Annotated in this window: 17 protein-coding genes and 2 tRNA genes; 9 read left to right on the forward strand and 10 right to left on the reverse strand. The window is 66.6% G+C overall.

The genetic code is table 11. The annotated features are described in order from the left end of the window. The first annotated feature begins 45 nt into the window (after nt 1-45). Both WG902_RS07590 and mutY read left to right on the forward strand, forming a co-directional pair. Entirely contained in the window at nt 46-2,013 is a 1,968-nt protein-coding gene (locus tag WG902_RS07590) for a dynamin family protein (protein ID WP_340059342.1), read from the forward strand. Then, nucleotides 2,010-3,050 (forward strand): A/G-specific adenine glycosylase, encoded by a 1,041-nt coding sequence (mutY, locus tag WG902_RS07595; protein WP_340059343.1) that lies wholly within the window; start codon nt 2,010-2,012, stop codon nt 3,048-3,050. The genes WG902_RS07590 and mutY overlap by 4 nt, the downstream gene beginning before the upstream one ends. Nucleotides 3,051-3,276: 226 nt before the next feature. On the opposite strand, the gene rapZ is transcribed toward mutY, so the two are convergent. The 3 genes from rapZ to WG902_RS07610 are packed head-to-tail and all read right to left on the reverse strand — an operon-like array spanning nt 3,277 to nt 6,709. After that, nucleotides 3,277-4,155: an RNase adapter RapZ gene (rapZ, locus tag WG902_RS07600; protein ID WP_340059344.1), complete on the reverse strand. Its 879-nt coding sequence runs from the start codon at nt 4,153-4,155 to the stop codon at nt 3,277-3,279. Further along, on the reverse strand, nt 4,152-5,816 hold the full coding sequence (recN, locus tag WG902_RS07605) for a DNA repair protein RecN (protein ID WP_340059345.1): 1,665 nt from the start codon (nt 5,814-5,816) through the stop codon (nt 4,152-4,154). The genes rapZ and recN overlap by 4 nt, the downstream gene beginning before the upstream one ends. Next, nucleotides 5,813-6,709 (reverse strand): NAD kinase, encoded by an 897-nt coding sequence (locus tag WG902_RS07610; protein WP_340059346.1) that lies wholly within the window; start codon nt 6,707-6,709, stop codon nt 5,813-5,815. The genes recN and WG902_RS07610 overlap by 4 nt, the downstream gene beginning before the upstream one ends. A gap of 47 nt (nt 6,710-6,756) precedes the next feature. On the opposite strand from WG902_RS07610, the gene hrcA reads away from it, so the two are divergent. The 4 genes from hrcA to WG902_RS07630 all read left to right on the forward strand — a co-directional run bounded on the left by hrcA (nt 6,757) and on the right by WG902_RS07630 (nt 9,996). After that, the gene (gene hrcA, locus WG902_RS07615) at nt 6,757-7,761 is read left to right on the forward strand and encodes a heat-inducible transcriptional repressor HrcA (RefSeq protein ID WP_340059347.1); all 1,005 of its coding nucleotides are present in this window, start codon (nt 6,757-6,759) and stop codon (nt 7,759-7,761) included. Between the two features lie 255 nt (nt 7,762-8,016). Next, nucleotides 8,017-9,021 (forward strand): calcium-binding protein, encoded by a 1,005-nt coding sequence (locus tag WG902_RS07620; RefSeq protein WP_340059348.1) that lies wholly within the window; start codon nt 8,017-8,019, stop codon nt 9,019-9,021. A gap of 95 nt (nt 9,022-9,116) precedes the next feature. Continuing rightward, nucleotides 9,117-9,193 (forward strand) — tRNA-Ile (locus WG902_RS07625). Between the two features lie 428 nt (nt 9,194-9,621). Beyond that, nucleotides 9,622-9,996, forward strand: coding sequence for a response regulator (locus WG902_RS07630; protein ID WP_340059349.1), 375 nt, complete (start codon nt 9,622-9,624; stop codon nt 9,994-9,996). 36 nt (nt 9,997-10,032) lie between these two features. Here WG902_RS07630 and WG902_RS07635 read toward each other — a convergent pair whose 3' ends face one another. From WG902_RS07635 to WG902_RS07645, 3 genes are all read right to left on the reverse strand, one after another. Beyond that, on the reverse strand, nt 10,033-10,395 hold the full coding sequence (locus WG902_RS07635) for a response regulator (protein ID WP_340059350.1): 363 nt from the start codon (nt 10,393-10,395) through the stop codon (nt 10,033-10,035). A gap of 140 nt (nt 10,396-10,535) precedes the next feature. After that, nucleotides 10,536-10,919, reverse strand: coding sequence for a response regulator (locus WG902_RS07640; protein WP_340059351.1), 384 nt, complete (start codon nt 10,917-10,919; stop codon nt 10,536-10,538). A gap of 96 nt (nt 10,920-11,015) precedes the next feature. After that, a complete protein-coding gene (locus WG902_RS07645) occupies nt 11,016-12,614 on the reverse strand; it encodes a M10 family metallopeptidase (RefSeq protein WP_340059352.1) in 1,599 nt (532 codons plus the stop codon). Nucleotides 12,615-12,785: 171 nt separating this feature from the next. On the opposite strand from WG902_RS07645, the gene WG902_RS07650 reads away from it, so the two are divergent. Continuing rightward, nucleotides 12,786-12,862 (forward strand) — tRNA-Arg (locus WG902_RS07650). A 61-nt stretch (nt 12,863-12,923) separates the two neighbouring features. Here WG902_RS07650 and WG902_RS07655 read toward each other — a convergent pair. Then, nucleotides 12,924-13,100 carry a CopG family transcriptional regulator gene (locus WG902_RS07655; protein WP_340059353.1) on the reverse strand — a complete coding sequence of 59 codons (177 nt, stop codon included), beginning with the start codon at nt 13,098-13,100 and terminating at the stop codon, nt 12,924-12,926. Between the two features lie 33 nt (nt 13,101-13,133). Then, nucleotides 13,134-13,331: a ribbon-helix-helix protein, CopG family gene (locus WG902_RS07660; RefSeq protein WP_340059354.1), complete on the reverse strand. Its 198-nt coding sequence runs from the start codon at nt 13,329-13,331 to the stop codon at nt 13,134-13,136. 209 nt (nt 13,332-13,540) lie between these two features. Between WG902_RS07660 and WG902_RS07665 the strand changes: the two genes are divergently transcribed. Together WG902_RS07665 and WG902_RS07670 are read left to right on the forward strand one after the other, a co-directional pair. Further along, nucleotides 13,541-13,738, forward strand: coding sequence for a hypothetical protein (locus tag WG902_RS07665; protein WP_340059355.1), 198 nt, complete (start codon nt 13,541-13,543; stop codon nt 13,736-13,738). Nucleotides 13,739-13,805: 67 nt separating this feature from the next. Beyond that, a complete protein-coding gene (locus tag WG902_RS07670) occupies nt 13,806-14,798 on the forward strand; it encodes a hypothetical protein (protein WP_340059356.1) in 993 nt (330 codons plus the stop codon). Between the two features lie 16 nt (nt 14,799-14,814). Here the strand turns inward: WG902_RS07670 and WG902_RS07675 are convergent, their stop codons facing one another. Both WG902_RS07675 and WG902_RS07680 read right to left on the reverse strand, forming a co-directional pair. After that, the gene (locus WG902_RS07675; RefSeq protein ID WP_340059357.1) at nt 14,815-15,138 is read right to left on the reverse strand and encodes a hypothetical protein; all 324 of its coding nucleotides are present in this window, start codon (nt 15,136-15,138) and stop codon (nt 14,815-14,817) included. A 111-nt stretch (nt 15,139-15,249) separates the two neighbouring features. After that, nucleotides 15,250-16,362 carry a DNA topoisomerase IB gene (locus WG902_RS07680; protein ID WP_340059358.1) on the reverse strand — a complete coding sequence of 371 codons (1,113 nt, stop codon included), beginning with the start codon at nt 16,360-16,362 and terminating at the stop codon, nt 15,250-15,252. Between the last annotated feature and the right edge of the window lie 2 nt (nt 16,363-16,364).

The raw sequence follows: 16,364 nt of genomic DNA on the forward strand, positions 1-16,364 counted from the left end.
AAAACGCCTCCGATGCTATAGTCAAAAACAGAGCACGGGGACGCAGTGGCCACATCCTTCAACGAGCAGTTTGACCAGCACGGCGCCTGGCGGCGGGAGTTCGCCCTGCGCCTGAAGCTGTTGTCCGAATGGCTGAAGGACCACGACCTGCTGGATAGCGCCGTCGAAGAGCGGCTGCGCCGGCTGGAAGGCCAGATGCGCTCGGACAAGGTCATGGTGGCCTTCGTCGCCGAGTTCTCGCGCGGCAAGTCCGAGCTGATCAACGCGATCTTCTTCGCCGGCTACAAGCGCCGCATCATGCCGGCCAGCGCGGGGCGCACCACGATGTGCCCCACGGAGCTGGGCTACGACGCCGAAGTGCCGCCCTGCCTGCGCCTGCTCCCCATCGAAAGCCGCCTGCATCCGCAGCCTCTGATGGAATGGCGCATGGTGCCGGAGAAGTGGCTGCGCGTGGACCTGGACGTGAACGACCCGGCGCAGCTGGCGCAGGCTTTCGAGAAGGTCTCCGAGGTGATCCGGGTCACCGTCGACCAGGCCAAGGCCCTGGGCTTCTGGCACGAGGACACGCCCGAAGACAACCCGATGGTTGGCCCGGACGGCCTGGTGGAAGTGCCCAAGTGGCGCCACGCCCTGATCAACATCGCCCACCCGCTGCTCAAGCAGGGGCTGGTGATCCTGGACACGCCGGGCCTGAACGCCATCGGCGCCGAGCCCGAGCTGACGGTCAACCTGATCCCGCAGGCGCATGCGGTGGTCTTCATCCTGGCCGCCGACACCGGCGTGACCAAGTCGGACCTCGCGATCTGGCGCGAGCACCTGATCACCGAGGACAAGGACTCCGATTCGCGCCTGGTCGTCCTGAACAAGATCGACACGATGTGGGACGCGCTGTCCACGCCGGCCCAGGTGCACGCGCAGATCGAGCGGCAGCGCGCAATCACGGCGGAAATCCTCGGGCTGCGGCAGGACCAGGTGATCCCGGTGTCCGGCCAGAAGGGCCTGGTCGCCAAGGTCAACAACAACGCCGACCTGCTGCAGGCCAGCCGGCTGCCGGCGCTGGAGCAGGCGCTGGCGCATGGGGTGCTCGGCCAGCGGCAGAAGATCCTGCGCTCGTCCGTCGCCACCAACATCCACGAGCTGAAAGTGGAGTCCGGTCGCGTGATCGGCATCCGCCGCCGCGACCTGGCCGAGCAGATGGTGGAGCTCAAGGGCCTGCGAGGCAAGAACACCTCCGTCATCAAGCACATGCGCGCGCGCATCGAGCAGGAACAAGCCGACTTCGACGCCAGCGGCGCCAAGATCCATGCGGTGCGCTCGGTGCACCTGAAGCTGCTGCGCGAAGTGTTCGACCTGCTCGGCACCGCCACCATGAAGGTGGAGATGACGGAGCTGACCACGGCGCTGCGCCAGCCGGGCCTGAAGCTGGGCGTGCGCAAGGCCTACGCCCGCACCTTCGACCGCCTGCGCGAAGGCCTGCGCCGCGCCGAAAAGGTCAGCCAGGAAATCCAGACGATGCTGACCGGCACCTTCCGGCAGCTCAATGCGGAATACGGCTTCGCGCTGCAGGCCCCGCGCGAGCCCGACCTGGCGCGTTACGAGCGCGACCTCGACCTGGTGGAGCGCAGCCACAACCAGTACCTGGGCGTGAGCAACGCCCTGAAGCTGGCGCAACCGGAATTCGCCGACCGCCTGGTGCGCGCGCTGGCCACGCGACTGCGCGTGATCTACGAGTCGGCGCTGGGCGAGGTGGAGCTGTGGAACAAGTCCGCCGCCGCGCAATTGGACGCGCAACTGCGGGAGCGCCGCCGCAACTTCGGGCGCCGGCTGGAAGCCATCGAGCGCATCCAGCAGGCCGCGAGCGGCCTGGACGACCGCATCGCCGAAATCGACTCGCAGGAAGCCGCGCTCGACACGCTCGATGCGAAGCTGGCCGAACTGACGGCGCACCTCACCAGCATCCCTTCGATGCCTGACGCCGAGCCGGTGGAACAGCAGGTGCTGAAGACGGCATGAAAGGCTTGCCGGCTGGCTTTGCCGGCCGGGTGGTTCGCTGGCAGCGGACGCACGGCCGCAACTCCCTCCCCTGGCAGAACACGCGCGACCCCTATCGCGTGTGGCTGTCGGAAATCATGCTGCAGCAGACGCAGGTGGCGGCGGTGCTGGGCTACTACGATCGTTTCCTCGCCCGCTGTCCCGACGTGCAGGCGCTGGCGGCTGCGTCGCTCGACGACGTGCTGGCGCTCTGGAGCGGCCTGGGCTATTACAGCCGCGCGCGCAACCTGCACGCCTGCGCGCAGCAAGTCGTGCAGGTGCACGGCGGCAGCTTTCCGCGCACGGCCGCGGTGCTGCAGACGCTGCCCGGCATCGGGCGATCCACCGCCGCGGCGATTTCCTCCTTCTGCTTCGGCGAGCGCGCGGCCATCCTCGACGGCAACGTCAAGCGGGTGCTCACGCGGGTGCTGGCTTTTGGCGATGACCTGTCGTCGGGAGCGAACGAGCGGGTGCTGTGGGACCACGCGCGCGCGCTGCTGCCCGCGCGTGAGTTGCAGGAGAACATGCCGCGCTACACGCAGGGCCTGATGGACATCGGCGCCACGGTGTGCCTGCCGCGCAATCCGTCCTGCCTGATCTGCCCGGTGCAGCCGCAGTGCGCTGCCGCGGCCGAAGGCCGGCCCGAGGCGTATCCGGTCAAGACGCGCAAACTCAAACGCAGCGCGGAGTCGCTCTGGCTGCTGCATGCGCAGGACGGCGACGGCTCGGTGTGGCTGCAAAAGCGCCCGACGCCGGGTGTGTGGGCGGGGCTGTATTGCCTGCCGGTGTTCGGCAGCCGGGACGCGCTGGAGGAGGCGCTGCCGGGGTCGTCGCGGGGGGAACTACGCGACGTGGAGCCCTTCGTGCATGTGCTCACGCACAAGGATTTGCATTTGCATCCGGTGCGGGCGGTGTTGCCGACGGGGTGGAACGCGGGCGAGGGTGCGTGGTTCGGGGCGGGGGATTGGGCGCGGTTGGGGTTGCCGGCGCCGGTGCGAAGATTGTTGGAGCGCGTTTGAATGTCGGGGTGCGGCTGCGCCGCAACTCGACCTACGGCACGACACGGCACGACACGGCACGACACGGCACGACACGGCACGGCACGACACGGCACGACACGGCACGGCACGGCACGACGCGGCACGACACGGCACGACGCGGCACGGCACGGCACGGCACGGCACGGCACGGCACGGCACGACACGTCGTTCGCGTAGGGCGGGTTGCGCGGAGCGCACCCCGCCATTACCGCCCGCTCAACTCCCGGTGCCGCTTCAACGTCGTCCACCGCAACCCGAACTCCTCGGCCAGCTTCTCGACGAGATACACCGACCGGTGCTGCCCACCCGTGCAGCCGATGCCCACCGTCACGTAACTGCGATGGTTGCGCGCCAGCGGCTCCAACCAGTGCTCCAGGAAAGCCGCGATGTCCGCGTACATCTCGTCGACCTCCGCATTGGCCTGCAGGAAGGCCGCCACCGGCGCATCGAGGCCGGTCAGGTCGCGCAGCTCCGGCTCGTAATGCGGGTTCGGCAGCATGCGGACGTCGAAGATGTAGTCCGCATCCACCGGGATGCCGCGCTTGAACGCGAAGGACTCGAACACCAGCGTCAGGTGCGCGTGCGGCGTCGACAGCAGCGACTTCACGTAGTCCTGCAACTGCGAGGCGCGCAGCACGCTGCTGTCGATGACGTGGGCGTGCTCGCGCAGGTCGGCCAGCAGCTCGCGCTCCAGCTCGATCGCCTCGACCACCGCGCGATGCTGGTCGGCGCCCGCCTCGGACAGTGACCTGGACAAGGGGTGGCGCCGCCGCGTCTCGGAAAACCGGCGTACCAGCGTATCCGTGGTGGCGTCCAGGAACAGCGGCCGTACGGCCACGCCGCGCTGCGCCAGTTCGCGCAAATGCGCGGGCACCTGCGGCAGCGAGGTCGCGCTGCGCACGTCCATCGCGATGGCAACGCGCCGCTGCCCGCGTCCCTGCTCCAGGTCCACGAAAGACATCAGCAGCTCGGGCGGCAGGTTGTCGACGCAGAAGTAGCCTGCGTCTTCCAGCGCGCGCAGCGCCACCGACTTGCCGGAGCCCGACATGCCGGTGATCAGGATGAGTTCCAGCGGCGCGTTCATGGTCCGGGTGCCGCGGCGGCGTCGCCCAGCATTTCCTTGGCGTGGGCGAGGGTGGTGCCGGACAGGCGCTCGCCCCCGAGCATCCGGGCGATCTCCGCCACCCGCTTCTCGCCGTCGACGGCGGCCACGGTGCTGGCCACGCCCTTTCCCGCGCTTTGCTTGGCCACCACCAGGTGGTGGTCGGCGCACGCGGCCACCTGCGGCAAGTGGGTGACGGCCAGCACCTGCCGATCGCGCCCGAGCTGCTTCATCAGGCGGCCCACCGTTTCCGCCACCGCGCCGCCGACGCCCGAATCGACTTCGTCGAAGATCAGCGTCTGCGCTTCGCCGAGGCGGCTGGTGGTGACCGCGATGGCCAGGGCGATGCGCGACAGCTCGCCACCGGACGCCACCTTGCCCACCGGGCGCGGCGTGCTGCCTGCGTGCCCTGCCACCAGGAAGGCGACGTCTTCGAGCCCGAAGGCGCTGGGCGCTTCCGATGTCTCCAGCGCCACTTCGAAGCGGCCGCCCTGCATGCCCAGGCCCTGCATCGCCGTGGTCACGGCCCTGGACAACTGCGGCGCCGCCTTGGCGCGTGCCTTCGACAGCAAACGCGCTTCGGCCTGGAAGGCTTCGGCATCCTTCTTCTCGGTGGCCTCCAGCGCCGCCAGGTCGGCGGCGGCATCGAGCCGGGCGAGTTCTTCCTTCCACGCAGCCAGCAGGCCAGGCAGTTCGGCCGGCGTGCGCTTGTAGCGGCGGGCCAGCGACATCCAGCTGCCCATGCGCTCGTCCAGTTGCGCCAGGCGCTGCGGGTCGAGGTCGGTCTTGCGCAGGTAGGCCTGCAGCGAATGCGCCGCGTCCTCCGCCTGCGCGAGACTGGAGGCCAGCACCTCCGCCACGTCGCGGAACTGGGGCTCCAGGTGTTCCTGCCCGCGCAACTGGTCCAGCGCTTGCGACAGGCCACGGCGTGCGCCGCCGTCGTCCCCATCCAGCAATTCCTGCGCCGCCTGCGCCGCATCAATCAAGGCCTGCGCATGCGAAAGTCGCGTGTGGCTGGCGTTCAGGTCGTCCCACTCGTCGGCGCCGGGCGCCAGCTTCTCGACTTCCCCGATCTGCCAGGCGAGCCGCTCGCGCTCGCGCTGCAGGGAGTCCTGCGCCGAGCGGGCATCGGCCAGCATCTTCTGCGCGGCACGCCAGCGCTGCCACAATTGCTGCAGCTTGCCGGTGTCCACGCCCGCATAGCCGTCCAGCAAGGTGCGCACGGAGGCCGGCCGGGTGAGGCTCTGCCAGGCGTGCTGGCCGTGGATGTCGACCAGCTGCTCGCCCAGTTCGCGCAATTGCGCGGCGGTGGCGGTGCCGCCGTTGATCCAGGCGCGGCTCTTGCCCTGGCTGTCGATCGTCCGGCGCAGCAGCAGGCTGTCGGTGCTGTCGAAGCCGGCTTCCTGCAGCCATGGCAGCAGCGCAGGCGGCAGGTCGAATTCGGCGCTGATCTCGGTGCGGGCGGCGCCCTCGCGAACGACGGTGGATTCGGCGCGCGCCCCCAGGGCGAGCTGCAGCGCGTCGACCAGGATCGACTTGCCGGCGCCGGTTTCCCCCGTGAGCACGGAAAAGCCGTCGGCCAGGTCGAGCTCCAGCTCGCGGACGATCACGAAATCACGCAGGGCGATGCGCTTGAGGCTCATGAACCGGCTTCGTTCCAGTGCAGTTTCTTGCGCAGGGTGTCGAAATAGGTCCACCCCTTGGGATGGAGGAATCGTACCGTGTACTCCGAGCGGCGCACGGTGATCCTGTCACCGTGCAACAGTGACGCAAGTGACTGCATGTCGAAATTGGCGCTGGCGCCGCGGCCGGAGACCAGCTCGATGGTGATTTCCACGCCGTCCGGCAGCACGATCGGCCGGTTGGACAGCGTATGCGGCGCGATCGGCACCAGCACCCAGCCCGGCGTGGACGGGTGCAGCAGCGGCCCGCCCGCCGACAGCGAATAGGCGGTGGAGCCGGTGGGCGTGGCCACGATCAGGCCGTCGGCGCGCTGGTTGGCCACGAAATGGCCGTCCACCTCCACCCTCAGTTCCACCATGCCGGAGGTCGCGCCGCGGTTCACCACCACGTCGTTCATTGCCAGGGCTTCGAAGACGGCCGCGCCATCGCGCATCACCTGTGCGTGGATCAGGGTGCGATGGTCTTCCTCGAACTGCCCGGCCAGCATGGGCGGCAGCACCGTGCGGTACTTGTCCAGCGGGATGTCGGTGATGAAGCCCAGCCGCCCCTGGTTGATGCCGATCAGGGGCACGCCGTAGCGGGCGAGCTGCCGGCCGATGCCCAGCATCGTGCCGTCGCCGCCGACCACCAGTCCCAGGTCGCATTCTTTTCCGATGGTGGCGACGTCCGCGGTCGGATGGCTGTTCAAACCGGCGACACTGGCGGTTTCGCGCTCCACCACCACCTCGCAGCCTTGGGAGCCCAGGAACTGCGCGATGTCTTCCAATCCGGCGCGCATGGAGGCCGCCAGCGGCGGTGCAAGCGCGGCGTGGTACTTGCCGATCAGGGCGACCTGCCGGAAGATGGGATTCATCGGCAAATTACATCATTAAAATTGACGCGCAGTCCCCGCCCCGTTCCATGAAGCTCGACGACCGCGCCAAGCTGTTGCTCAAAGCCCTGATCGAGCGCTACATCGCCGAGGGGCAACCCATAGGCTCGCGCACCCTGTCGCGGGCCTCCGGGCTGGAGCTTTCGCCCGCCACGATCCGCAACGTGATGTCCGACCTGGAGGAGCTGGGGCTGGTGGCCAGCCCGCACACCTCCGCCGGCCGCATCCCTACCGCGCGCGGCTACCGCCTGTTCGTGGACACCATGCTCACGGCCAAGCAGGGCGATTTCGCCACGCCTTCGCTGCCGGCGGACCAGCCGCAGAAGGTGATAGCCAATGCGGCGCACATGCTGTCCACCCTGTCGCAATTCGTCGGCGTCGTGGTGGCGCCGCGACGCAGCTCCGTGTTCCGCCACATCGAATTCCTCCGGCTGTCCGAGCGACGCATCCTGGTCATCATCGTTTCACCGGACGGCGATGTGCAGAACCGCGTGGTGCACACGGCCGCCGACTACACGCAGTCGCAGCTGGCCGAAGCCGCCAACTACCTGAACGCGCACTACGCCGGCATGGCCATGGAGGAGGTGCGCGAGCGCCTGAAGGGCGAGGTGGAGCAGCTGCAGGCCGAGATCGTGGTGCTGATGCAGACGGCCGTGGACGTGAGCTCCGAGGCCATGAAGCAGGACCAGGACGAGGTGGTCATCTCCGGTGAGCGCAACCTGCTGTCCGTGAGCGACTTCGCCGGCGACATGACGCACCTGCGCCATGCGTTCGAGCTGTTCGAGCAGAAGACGCAACTGATGCGGCTGCTGGACGTGTCCAGCCAGGCCGAGGGCGTGCGCATCTTCATCGGCGGCGAAAGCCACATCGTGCCCTTCGAGGAGCTGTCCGTCGTGAGCGCGCCCTACGTGGTGGACGGACAAGTGGTAGGAACGCTCGGTGTGATCGGTCCCACGCGGATGGCCTATGACCGGATGATCCAGATCGTCGACATCACGTCGAAGCTGGTGAGCAATGCGCTAAGCCACAAATAGCGGTCATCCCGGCGGAGGGTCCGTCATCCGCGCGAAGGCGCCGGTGCCGGATGGTCACAACAGGTAAACAAGCCGCCGCGCTGCGTCCGCAGAGGGCAACTCGCGGTGGCCGCCCCCCGCGCGCAGGTGCGGCATCGCCGCCCGTTACGCACCGACAAAGGGGCTACCTGCGCGGCCGTGGGATTCCACGCCTGCAATGCCGCAGATCCTTCTAAATTTCACTCCGTCCAAGTCTTTGACAACGAAAGGGAGCACATGGCTTTACGCACCAAACGCGGTCAGTCCATCTTCGGCGACCGCCACGACAACTGGATCAACGGCGGCACCGGCGACGACACCCTGGTCGGCGGCAGCGGCCGCGACAGCCTGTTCGGCGGCGACGGCAACGACTACCTCGATGGCGGCGCGCACGTCGACGTGATGCGCGGCGGCGCCGGCGACGACACCTACGTCGCGCACCAGACCGGCGACCGCATCCTGGAGGAGGCGGATGCGGGCATCGACACCGTCCTGAGCTACGCCCGCTCGTTCAAGCTCGATGCCAACGTGGAGATCGGCCGGATCATGTCCACGGAAAGGGCGCACATGAACGGCAACGCGCTGGACAACGTGATCTATGCCGGCGTGGGCAACAACGTCATGAATGGCGGCGCTGGCACCGACACGGTCTCGTTCGAGTTCGGGGTCAGCGGCGATGCTGGCGTGCGGGTCAATCTGGCGTCGCCCGCGGTGCGCGACACCGGCGGTTCCGGCCGCGACAAGGTCCACAACTTCGAGAACCTGGTCGGGTCCGCGAACGACGACTGGCTGGGTGGCGACAGCGGCAACAACATGCTGGACGGCCTCGGCGGCAACGACACCCTGCTCGGCGCCGACGGCAATGACAGTCTGGAGGGCGGGGCCGGCAACGACATGCTGGAAGGTGGCGCCGGCAACGACACGTTCGACTTCGACGCCGCGACGGACATGTCCACCGACCCTGCAGCCACCGACGTGATCGGCGATTTCGTGGTGGGCGAGGATCTCATCGACCTCTCCGGCATCGACGCCATGGCGGATACGCTCGAGGACGACGGCTTCACCTTCATCGGTGCCGCCGACTTCAGCGGTACCGACGCGGCCGCCGAGCTGCGCTACACGTTCGACGCCGCCGCCGGCATCGGCTACCTGTCCGGGAGCACCGACGCGGATGCGGACGCCGAGTTCGTCATCCAGGTGGTCGGCGTGACCGAACTCTCCGCGACCGACCTGGTGCTTTGATCCGCCCGTAGGGTGCAAGGGCGGTTCCTGCCGGGGCCGCCCTTTTTCATGCCCGCCCGTCACCGACGCTGCGACGTCCTAGAATCGCGACCGGCGGGCCGTTAGCTCAGTTGGTCAGAGCAGGGGACTCATAATCCCTTGGTCGCTGGTTCGAGCCCAGCACGGCCTACCAACGCGACACTGCTCTCTCCGCTCAGTTTCCAGGCGCAAGCGTCCAGCTGCGCGCGCTCGCATCCACGGCCTGCGCGTAGGACGAAGCCCACGCCGCCGCCGGCCTGCACCTACAACCAATTTCAGGCCGCGCACATACGATGTGCGCGAGCGGGCAAACCCCGTGGAAGAAGTGCCGATGCAGCCCGACATAACTGGTCCACCCGCCCGTCCGGAAGAGACGGAACAGCCGCAGCAACAGCCGGCAGGCGGCTGGGGGCAGGGTGCGTCCAGCGCGTTCGCCAGGATGACTCAGCAGCAAGAACACCTGTCAAGACAGATCCTGACCGACCCAGCGTCCAGAGTGGACGGACTGGCGCAAATCCAGAAGGCCGCTGACTGAAAGAAACATCGGAGCGGGCTGCTTGCTCTCTCCGACTTTGAAGGCCAATGAAAAGAAAAAAAGTCTTCCTGGTGGATGACTCCGAGGCAATCACTCGGTCGCTCACCATCCTGTTGGAAGATACCGGCCGCTTTGAAGTGGTCGGCGTCGCGCAGTCCCAGAAAGCCGCCCTCGCCTGGCTGTTCGACGACGCAAACCACTGGGACGTGGCAGTCGTCGATCTCATGTTGAAGCCTGGCTCGGGCATCGAAGTGCTGGTTCACTGCCAGAAGTACCACGCCGGGAAGGTTGTCGTCCTGAGCGACTTCGTGAGTCAGTCCGTGGCCGAAAGATGCATGAAATTCGGCGCCCTGGGGGCCTTCCAGAAATCGCAGCTGCCGGAGTTCATCGAGTTCATGAAGGCTCTTGCCTCCAAGCCGTAGGCGCTCGATCGCGGTTCCTTGGCGATGGCGTGGCCGTCATCGGTTGGCCGCGAGCCAGTCGAGGAATGCCGGGGACTCGTTCTTGTCGAACACGGCGTCAGCGCCCAGCTTCAGGCAATGCGCCCGGATTCCTGGAGAGGCGTAGCTGCTGAACACGACGGGCTTGCCCGCCGGGTGTGTTCGCTTCGCGTGGGCGGATAGCCCGATTCCTGATCCTTGCGCCAGCACGAGGTCGAGCACTGCGATGTCCCACGCCCCGGGGTTTTCTTCCAGCCAGAGCTTTGCTTCAGCCTCCGTGCTGCAGGACCCTACGACATCGAAACCTCCAACGTTCGCAAGCAGCTCTTGAAGCAGCTCGATCATCGGCTGGGAGTCTTCAACGACGAATACGTTTGCCAAAGCGCTTCCTGCGCGAAGTGAAGCGCAGCCTCGTGGACGCACATCATATGTGCGCCATGCTCGACCTTGGGCCTCGTGGCTGGCGCATTTGTTCCAAACCACTCCGCAGCGCTGCAGCAGGGTTCGCGGTCGAGGGTGTATCAGTGGCCAGCGCCGCGGGCCTCCAGGCTCAGCCAACTGATGAATTGCCTGGTCTCGGTCTTCTCGAACACCGCGTCGGCGCCGAGTGCAAGGCAGTGCGCACGAATGCCTGGCGATGCGTAGCCGCTGAACACCACCACCTTGGCGCCGGGCCCGCCCGTGCGCCGCGCGTGGGCGACCAGGCCCATGCCAGAGCCCTGGGCAAGCACCAGGTCGATGATCGCCAGGTCCCACGCTCCGGGGTGCTCGTCGAGCCAGAGTCTCGCTTCGGCTTCGGTCGTGCAAGCGTCCACGATCTCGATGCTGCCGATGGTGGCGAACAGGTCGGCCAGCAGCACATGCATGCTCCGGAGATCCTCGACCAGGAACACGCGCCAGGCCATCGCCCTCGTCTTTCTCGTACGTCGCAGAAGTCTGCCGCGATTTGTCGCGCGGCAGGCTCGGCGTTTTTCAGCTCAGAACACCTCTTACTGCGGTGCTTACAGCATCAAGTCCGCCGCGGTGAACGTCGATACGCCGGCCAGCTCGATGACGAGCTCCGCGGTGCTGTCCGTGTTTGTGCTGGCATACAGCACGCCGCCTTCGAAGCGCACCTGGCCGGCGCCATCGAATGCGTCCACACCGATGAAAGTGAAGGCCTGGTTGCCGGCCAGCGTCGCGTCTGCGTCCAGCGTCCGCAGGTCGATGCGGTCCGCGCCCGAAACGAAGCCCGTGATCACGTCCGCGGTGGCAAGCCTGCTGCCCGTGTCGGTCAACCGGTTGTAGACGAAGACGTCTCTGCCGGTTCCACCGTCCATGTCGTCGGCGCCCGCGCTGCCCACCAGCACGTCATTGCCGCCCTGGCCATAGAGCTCGTCAGCGCCATTGCCACCATCCAACCTGTCGTTGCCCAATGCTCCGGACAGCTTGTCGTTGCCAAGGCCGCCGAGGAGCCGGTTGGCCACCTCGTTGCCGATGATGATGTCGCTGAGGGAGCCGCCCGTCGCGTTCTCGATGGTCGCGCCCTTGGCGATGCCCAAGTTGTCCTCACCGTTGTAAAGGGCGGCCCGGTCAAGGGAGCTCACCCTTTCCAGGTTGAAGTCCGCGGGCAGGCCCATCCCCAGCTTGATTTCGGCATCGGTCCTGCGCAGGCCGATGGAGCTGAACTCACCGTCGCCCAGGTTGATCCTGCAAACCAGGGTCTGGTTGCTGCAGTCGAGCGTATCAACGCCGCCGCCATCCCAGATGGTTTCCAGCATGACCTCGTTGGTGTCCCACTCGTACACGTCCCTGCCGTCGCGGGTGGTCGTGTTGGCGCCGTACAGGTGCTGAAGCGCCTCGATGTCTAGCATCATCATCGTGCTGGGCGACAGACCGTCGTAGGACCACCTATAGCCCCCCGTTGCCTTGGCGGTCACGTCCACGATCAGCAACGTGCGCGGAGCCTCGGTGTATGACATGACAGTATGGGCCTCGTTGTCGATGTCGTCCCGTAGCACATAGTCAACAGGAATCGGATTGCCGAGTTCATCGAATTCTTGGAACGGGTGCTTCAGCCCCAGTGCATGTCCGATTTCATGCAGCAGCGTGGAGTAACCGAAAGCGCCAGGCCGCCAGTCGCTGGCCAACCAGGGAATATCGTTGTTCACCCACACGCTGCCGGCGAGCGGGTCTTCCGTGACTGCAGTGATCTGGCCCGCGGACACCGCAACGTCGTAGAACGGCGTGTAGGCCCAGGCGCTGGAATATTCCTGGTAACACGTGGCAAAGGTGAGCTGGCCCCGCTGGGCAGACTCCGGGGTGAAGTTGATATCGGCGAGTTCCGCGATGTGCGCAAGTGCCGCGCGCGCACCGGACTTCATTGCCGCATCCATGATGCCGAAAGTATTAGCTTCAACGTCAGGCGCGTAGGCAGGCGCGGTGGCCAGAAAGCTGTATGTGAGGGACACACCGTTGCCGATGCCGCCCGGATTGGATATAGGCGTACCAACTGCGTCGATGTAGTTCCACCGCGCCACGTCGAGACCGTTGTTGATATAAAGAAGGCCGTTGAGGGCGTCAGTGGTAACGGTAGGCATGGACTCCGGCTCGGCGAGCATTCGATCAGCCGGCGATTGTGGTTGTCACGGCCCTGTCTGACAAGCGCGTAGGACCAGTCGAACCGCTGCTTCGAGGAATGATCCACGGGCGACACCTCTGGTTTCGTGACCGGAGGTAGCACAGCGCCGCGGAAAGGCGGCTCTTTCGGTGCTGCTATAATTCGAGGCTTCGCGGCTGTAGCTCAGTTGGATAGAGTACTTGGCTACGAACCAAGGGGTCGTGGGTTCGAATCCTGCCAGCCGCACCAAAACGTCAGTTGGACCAAGGGCCTGGAGAGCAATCTCCAGGCCCTTTTTCCTTGTGCGACGCTACTTCTTGCGCAACGCGCGCGGCCGGCCGGTGGGCGTCCTGGCCTCCATGAATTCCCGGATCAGGCGGCGCACCACTTGCGACGGGGTCATGTCCGCCTCGTTGCATGCCGCCTCGAAGGCTTTCTTGCTGGTCGGGTCGATCAAGACCGTGAGCCTGGCGGTTTTGAGCTCCATCATTAGCTGCTTCCGATGTTAACCGGAGTGTAATCACTTCCTGCGCTTGGATGGCTCTGCTGTCCTGGAAATAATCATCGGAGGCTCGGGTTTGTCACCCGCCAGGTACTGCGAGATGAGCGTGCGTACAACCTCGGACGGATTGGTTCCCAAGGTCTTGCACAGTTCTTCGAACGCAGCCTTCCGATCGGCCGCCAGGAGCACCGTCAGGCGAGCGTGATCTTTGGGCATGGCGGACGGTGGGGCGATTGGATGGGTTCCACGTCGGGTGTCTTGCAGCCTCATCCGGCAATGGAACATGATCATAATATGACAATGTTCGGGAGCCGTCCGACATAATCAGGTGCGCCGCGCGTGAAAAGTTACCCAGTGGATGAGCACACATCTGATTATCATCGCGGCCCATGGATGGCGCAGGGCGAGCGAGATCGGCTGAGTTGTTGCGGGAACTGGTCCAACAGGCGCGGGCGGCCGAGGACGACGCCTGGGCGCTGGCCGCCGAGGCGCGCAGGCGCGAGGCCTCCGCCGGCGACCTTGCAGCGGCGCTGCAGATGATCGAACTGACCACAGCCACCCGTGTGCGCCTCGAGGACGAGCTCAGGCGCGCGGGGCCGGGCGGCGTCCAGTCCTCCAAGTAGACATGGAGCGTGGTATTTGGGGGATACCAGTGTCGGGCTGGTGGCAAACGCCCCAGAATCACCGGCAATGACGACTCCCCGGCTGCGCATGGGATTGATGGGCTTCTCGGTGGAGGATTCCCTGGCGGCGCTGCTTCGCAATCGATCGGCGCTGCTCAAGTGGGAGGTGTCCGGCATCGAGGAGGCCGATGCCCTGTGGGTCAACGGCGAGAGTGTCGGGATGGTGAGCCACGACCTCGTGCGGGTGGCCGGCCACGGGTCGCAGCCGGAAGTATTGCTGGACCTGAAGCACCTGGTGCGCCCCACCGCCTTCACCACGCCCATCGCCGACGAGCGCATCCGGCCGCCGGTCACCTTCGACAGCAGTTCGCCGGCAAGCGTCGACAAGGTCCTGCGCCGCGCCGAAACGGTGCTGCAGCCCCTGGTGATGCAATTGGCGCTGGCGGCGCAGATCGCCGAACGCCTTCACGAAATGACATCGGAGACGTACCACGTGGTGCGCGGCGGCAAGCTGGTGGCGGTCGTCAACGTGGGCGGCCCGATCGGCATCGACCTCACGCTGACGCCGCAGCACGTGCAGGAATCGACGTGGAAGGGGCTGCCGGCCGCGGCCGGCGACGTCCCTTCCAGCTTCTTCACGACCACCTATGCCGAGGTGCTGTGGGTGTACGTCAGCCGGGTCGAGACCGACCTCCTGCCGCGCCGCTACCGCAGCGCCAAGCTGTACTTCCGCGCCATTCCGCGCGTGTCGCCGCGGCACCTGACCAATACGCATTACCAGATCCTGTCGGAGCTGGCCTCGGAGCCGCAGAATTTCAAGCGGCTGCAACAAGCTATCGGCCTGCGCAAGGAGGTGCTTGCCACCGCGCTGTCGGTGCTGTATCACGCCGGCAGCATCACCACCGACCCCGCGCGCGCCAGCAGGGGCACGGGTCGCGCGGCGGAAGGCGTGGCGCCGGGCGATTTGCGCCAGATGCTGCTTCCGCAAAGCGCGGGAGCCGGCGCGTCGGCCGCGGACGGTGGCAAGCGCACGCTTCCCATCCCGCTGGACCTGCCCTGAACCCGGGGGAGCGTGCCTAGAGCACTCCGGACCGCGTGGTCGGCATGATGTCGGCCACCTGCGTGCCGCTCAGGAGCTCCAGTTGCGCCAGGCGTGACTGCCAGGCCAGCCCTTCGTCGCCGGAGACCTTGCGAATGCGTTGCCCCATGCGCTGCAGGTCCTTCCAGTTGCGCCGCCGGCCTTCCCTCCAGGCCTGGAGGTAGTGTTCCACGGCGTCGGCCGGCATCGCGCTGCGGGCCCACTCGGCATGCTCCGCACTGCGCGTGCCGAACAGCACGCCGAGCACCCGCAGCGAGGTGATCAGCTGTTGCTCCAGTTCGTCGAGGGCGCGGTCGTCCATGGTGTCCCGATGTTTCGACGACCTTAGGGCAACACCCCCGGCATGTCACCGAGCCGGCGCTAAATGGGCTCGCCTTCGTGGAATACTGCCGTCGCCGGTGTGGACGCGTACCTACACCTTCAGCGAATCCCGCAGCGAACCCTCCAACGTGCGTGCGAGCCTGGCCTCCAGCATGGCCAGCACCGCGGCTTCCTCCGGCTTCAGGCGCGCGAGGTCCTCCCGCAGTTCCCCTTCCACGCGCTCCTTGATCTCCAGCAGCAGGTTGCCCTCCACGTAGGCGTTGAGCACCTCGGGGTGGACATAGCACTTGCGGCAGATGGTGGGCGTGTTGCCCAGGCGGGACGACACGCGTTCGATCGCCGCTTTCAGGTTCTTCTTCTGGGCGGCCTTGGTGTCGAAAGCCTCGAACTCGCGCAAGGCCAGGGCCGCCATCACCGTGCCGGCCCAGGTACGGAAGTCCTTGGCCGTGATGTCGGCGCCGGTGATCTCCTTCAGGTACGCATTCACGTCGGCGGAGGTCACCTCGCGCGGCTCCCCTTGCTCGTCGAGGTACTGGAACAGGCGTTGGCCCGGCAGCTCCTGGCAGGCCCGCACGATCTTCGCGATGCGGCGGTCCTTCACTTGCAGCCGCCAGGTCTTGCCGCTCTTGCCCTTGAACTGGAAGCGCAGCTCCGCGCCATCCACCTTGACGTGCGGGTTGCGCAGCGTGGTCAAGCCGTAGCTCTTGTTCTCGCGCGCGTAGTCGTCGTTGCCCACGCGGATGAGGGTGGTCTCCAGCAAGTGCACCACGGTGGCCAGGACCTTCTCGCGCGGCAGCCCGCGCAAGGCCATGTGTTCGGCCAGGCGCGCGCGGATGGCGGGCAGCGCCCGCGCGAACGCCATCATGTGCTCGTACTTCGTGCTCTCGCGCACTTCGCGGAACTGCGGGTGGTAGCGGTACTGCTTGCGCCCGCGCGCGTCGCGCCCGGTCGCCTGCAGGTGCCCGTTGGCCTTGGCGCAGATCCACACCTCCTCGTAGGCGGGCGGGATGGCCAGCTTGCGGATGCGTTCGAGCGTCGCCTCGTCCTCGACGGCGGCTCCGTTCGCCTTGAAATACGCAAAGCCGTCGCCCTTGCGCTCGCGCCGGATGCCGCGCTCGTCGTCGCTCACGTACACGAGCCCGGCAGACTCCGCGGCCTCACGCGGGTCGGCAGGGATCGCGGCCAGGGCTTCGGCGTCTTTCATGG

This window comes from Ramlibacter sp. PS3R-8, assembly GCF_037572435.1.
Taxonomy (GTDB): Bacteria; Pseudomonadota; Gammaproteobacteria; order Burkholderiales; family Burkholderiaceae_C; genus Ramlibacter.

Coding starts and splice junctions, on each gene's coding strand:
- WG902_RS07660 (WP_340059354.1), bottom strand. CDS start 13,331: ATGCCCAAAGATCACGCTCGCCTGACGGTGCTCCTGGCGGCCGATCGG.
- WG902_RS07645 (WP_340059352.1), bottom strand. CDS start 12,614: ATGCTCGCCGAGCCGGAGTCCATGCCTACCGTTACCACTGACGCCCTC.
- WG902_RS07675 (WP_340059357.1), bottom strand. CDS start 15,138: ATGGACGACCGCGCCCTCGACGAACTGGAGCAACAGCTGATCACCTCG.
- WG902_RS07640 (WP_340059351.1), bottom strand. CDS start 10,919: ATGGCCTGGCGCGTGTTCCTGGTCGAGGATCTCCGGAGCATGCATGTG.
- WG902_RS07630 (WP_340059349.1), top strand. CDS start 9,622: ATGAAAAGAAAAAAAGTCTTCCTGGTGGATGACTCCGAGGCAATCACT.
- WG902_RS07655 (WP_340059353.1), bottom strand. CDS start 13,100: ATGGAGCTCAAAACCGCCAGGCTCACGGTCTTGATCGACCCGACCAGC.
- mutY (WP_340059343.1), top strand. CDS start 2,010: ATGAAAGGCTTGCCGGCTGGCTTTGCCGGCCGGGTGGTTCGCTGGCAG.
- rapZ (WP_340059344.1), bottom strand. CDS start 4,155: ATGAACGCGCCGCTGGAACTCATCCTGATCACCGGCATGTCGGGCTCC.
- WG902_RS07620 (WP_340059348.1), top strand. CDS start 8,017: ATGGCTTTACGCACCAAACGCGGTCAGTCCATCTTCGGCGACCGCCAC.
- WG902_RS07680 (WP_340059358.1), bottom strand. CDS start 16,362: ATGAAAGACGCCGAAGCCCTGGCCGCGATCCCTGCCGACCCGCGTGAG.
- WG902_RS07610 (WP_340059346.1), bottom strand. CDS start 6,709: ATGAATCCCATCTTCCGGCAGGTCGCCCTGATCGGCAAGTACCACGCC.
- hrcA (WP_340059347.1), top strand. CDS start 6,757: ATGAAGCTCGACGACCGCGCCAAGCTGTTGCTCAAAGCCCTGATCGAG.
- recN (WP_340059345.1), bottom strand. CDS start 5,816: ATGAGCCTCAAGCGCATCGCCCTGCGTGATTTCGTGATCGTCCGCGAG.
- WG902_RS07670 (WP_340059356.1), top strand. CDS start 13,806: ATGACGACTCCCCGGCTGCGCATGGGATTGATGGGCTTCTCGGTGGAG.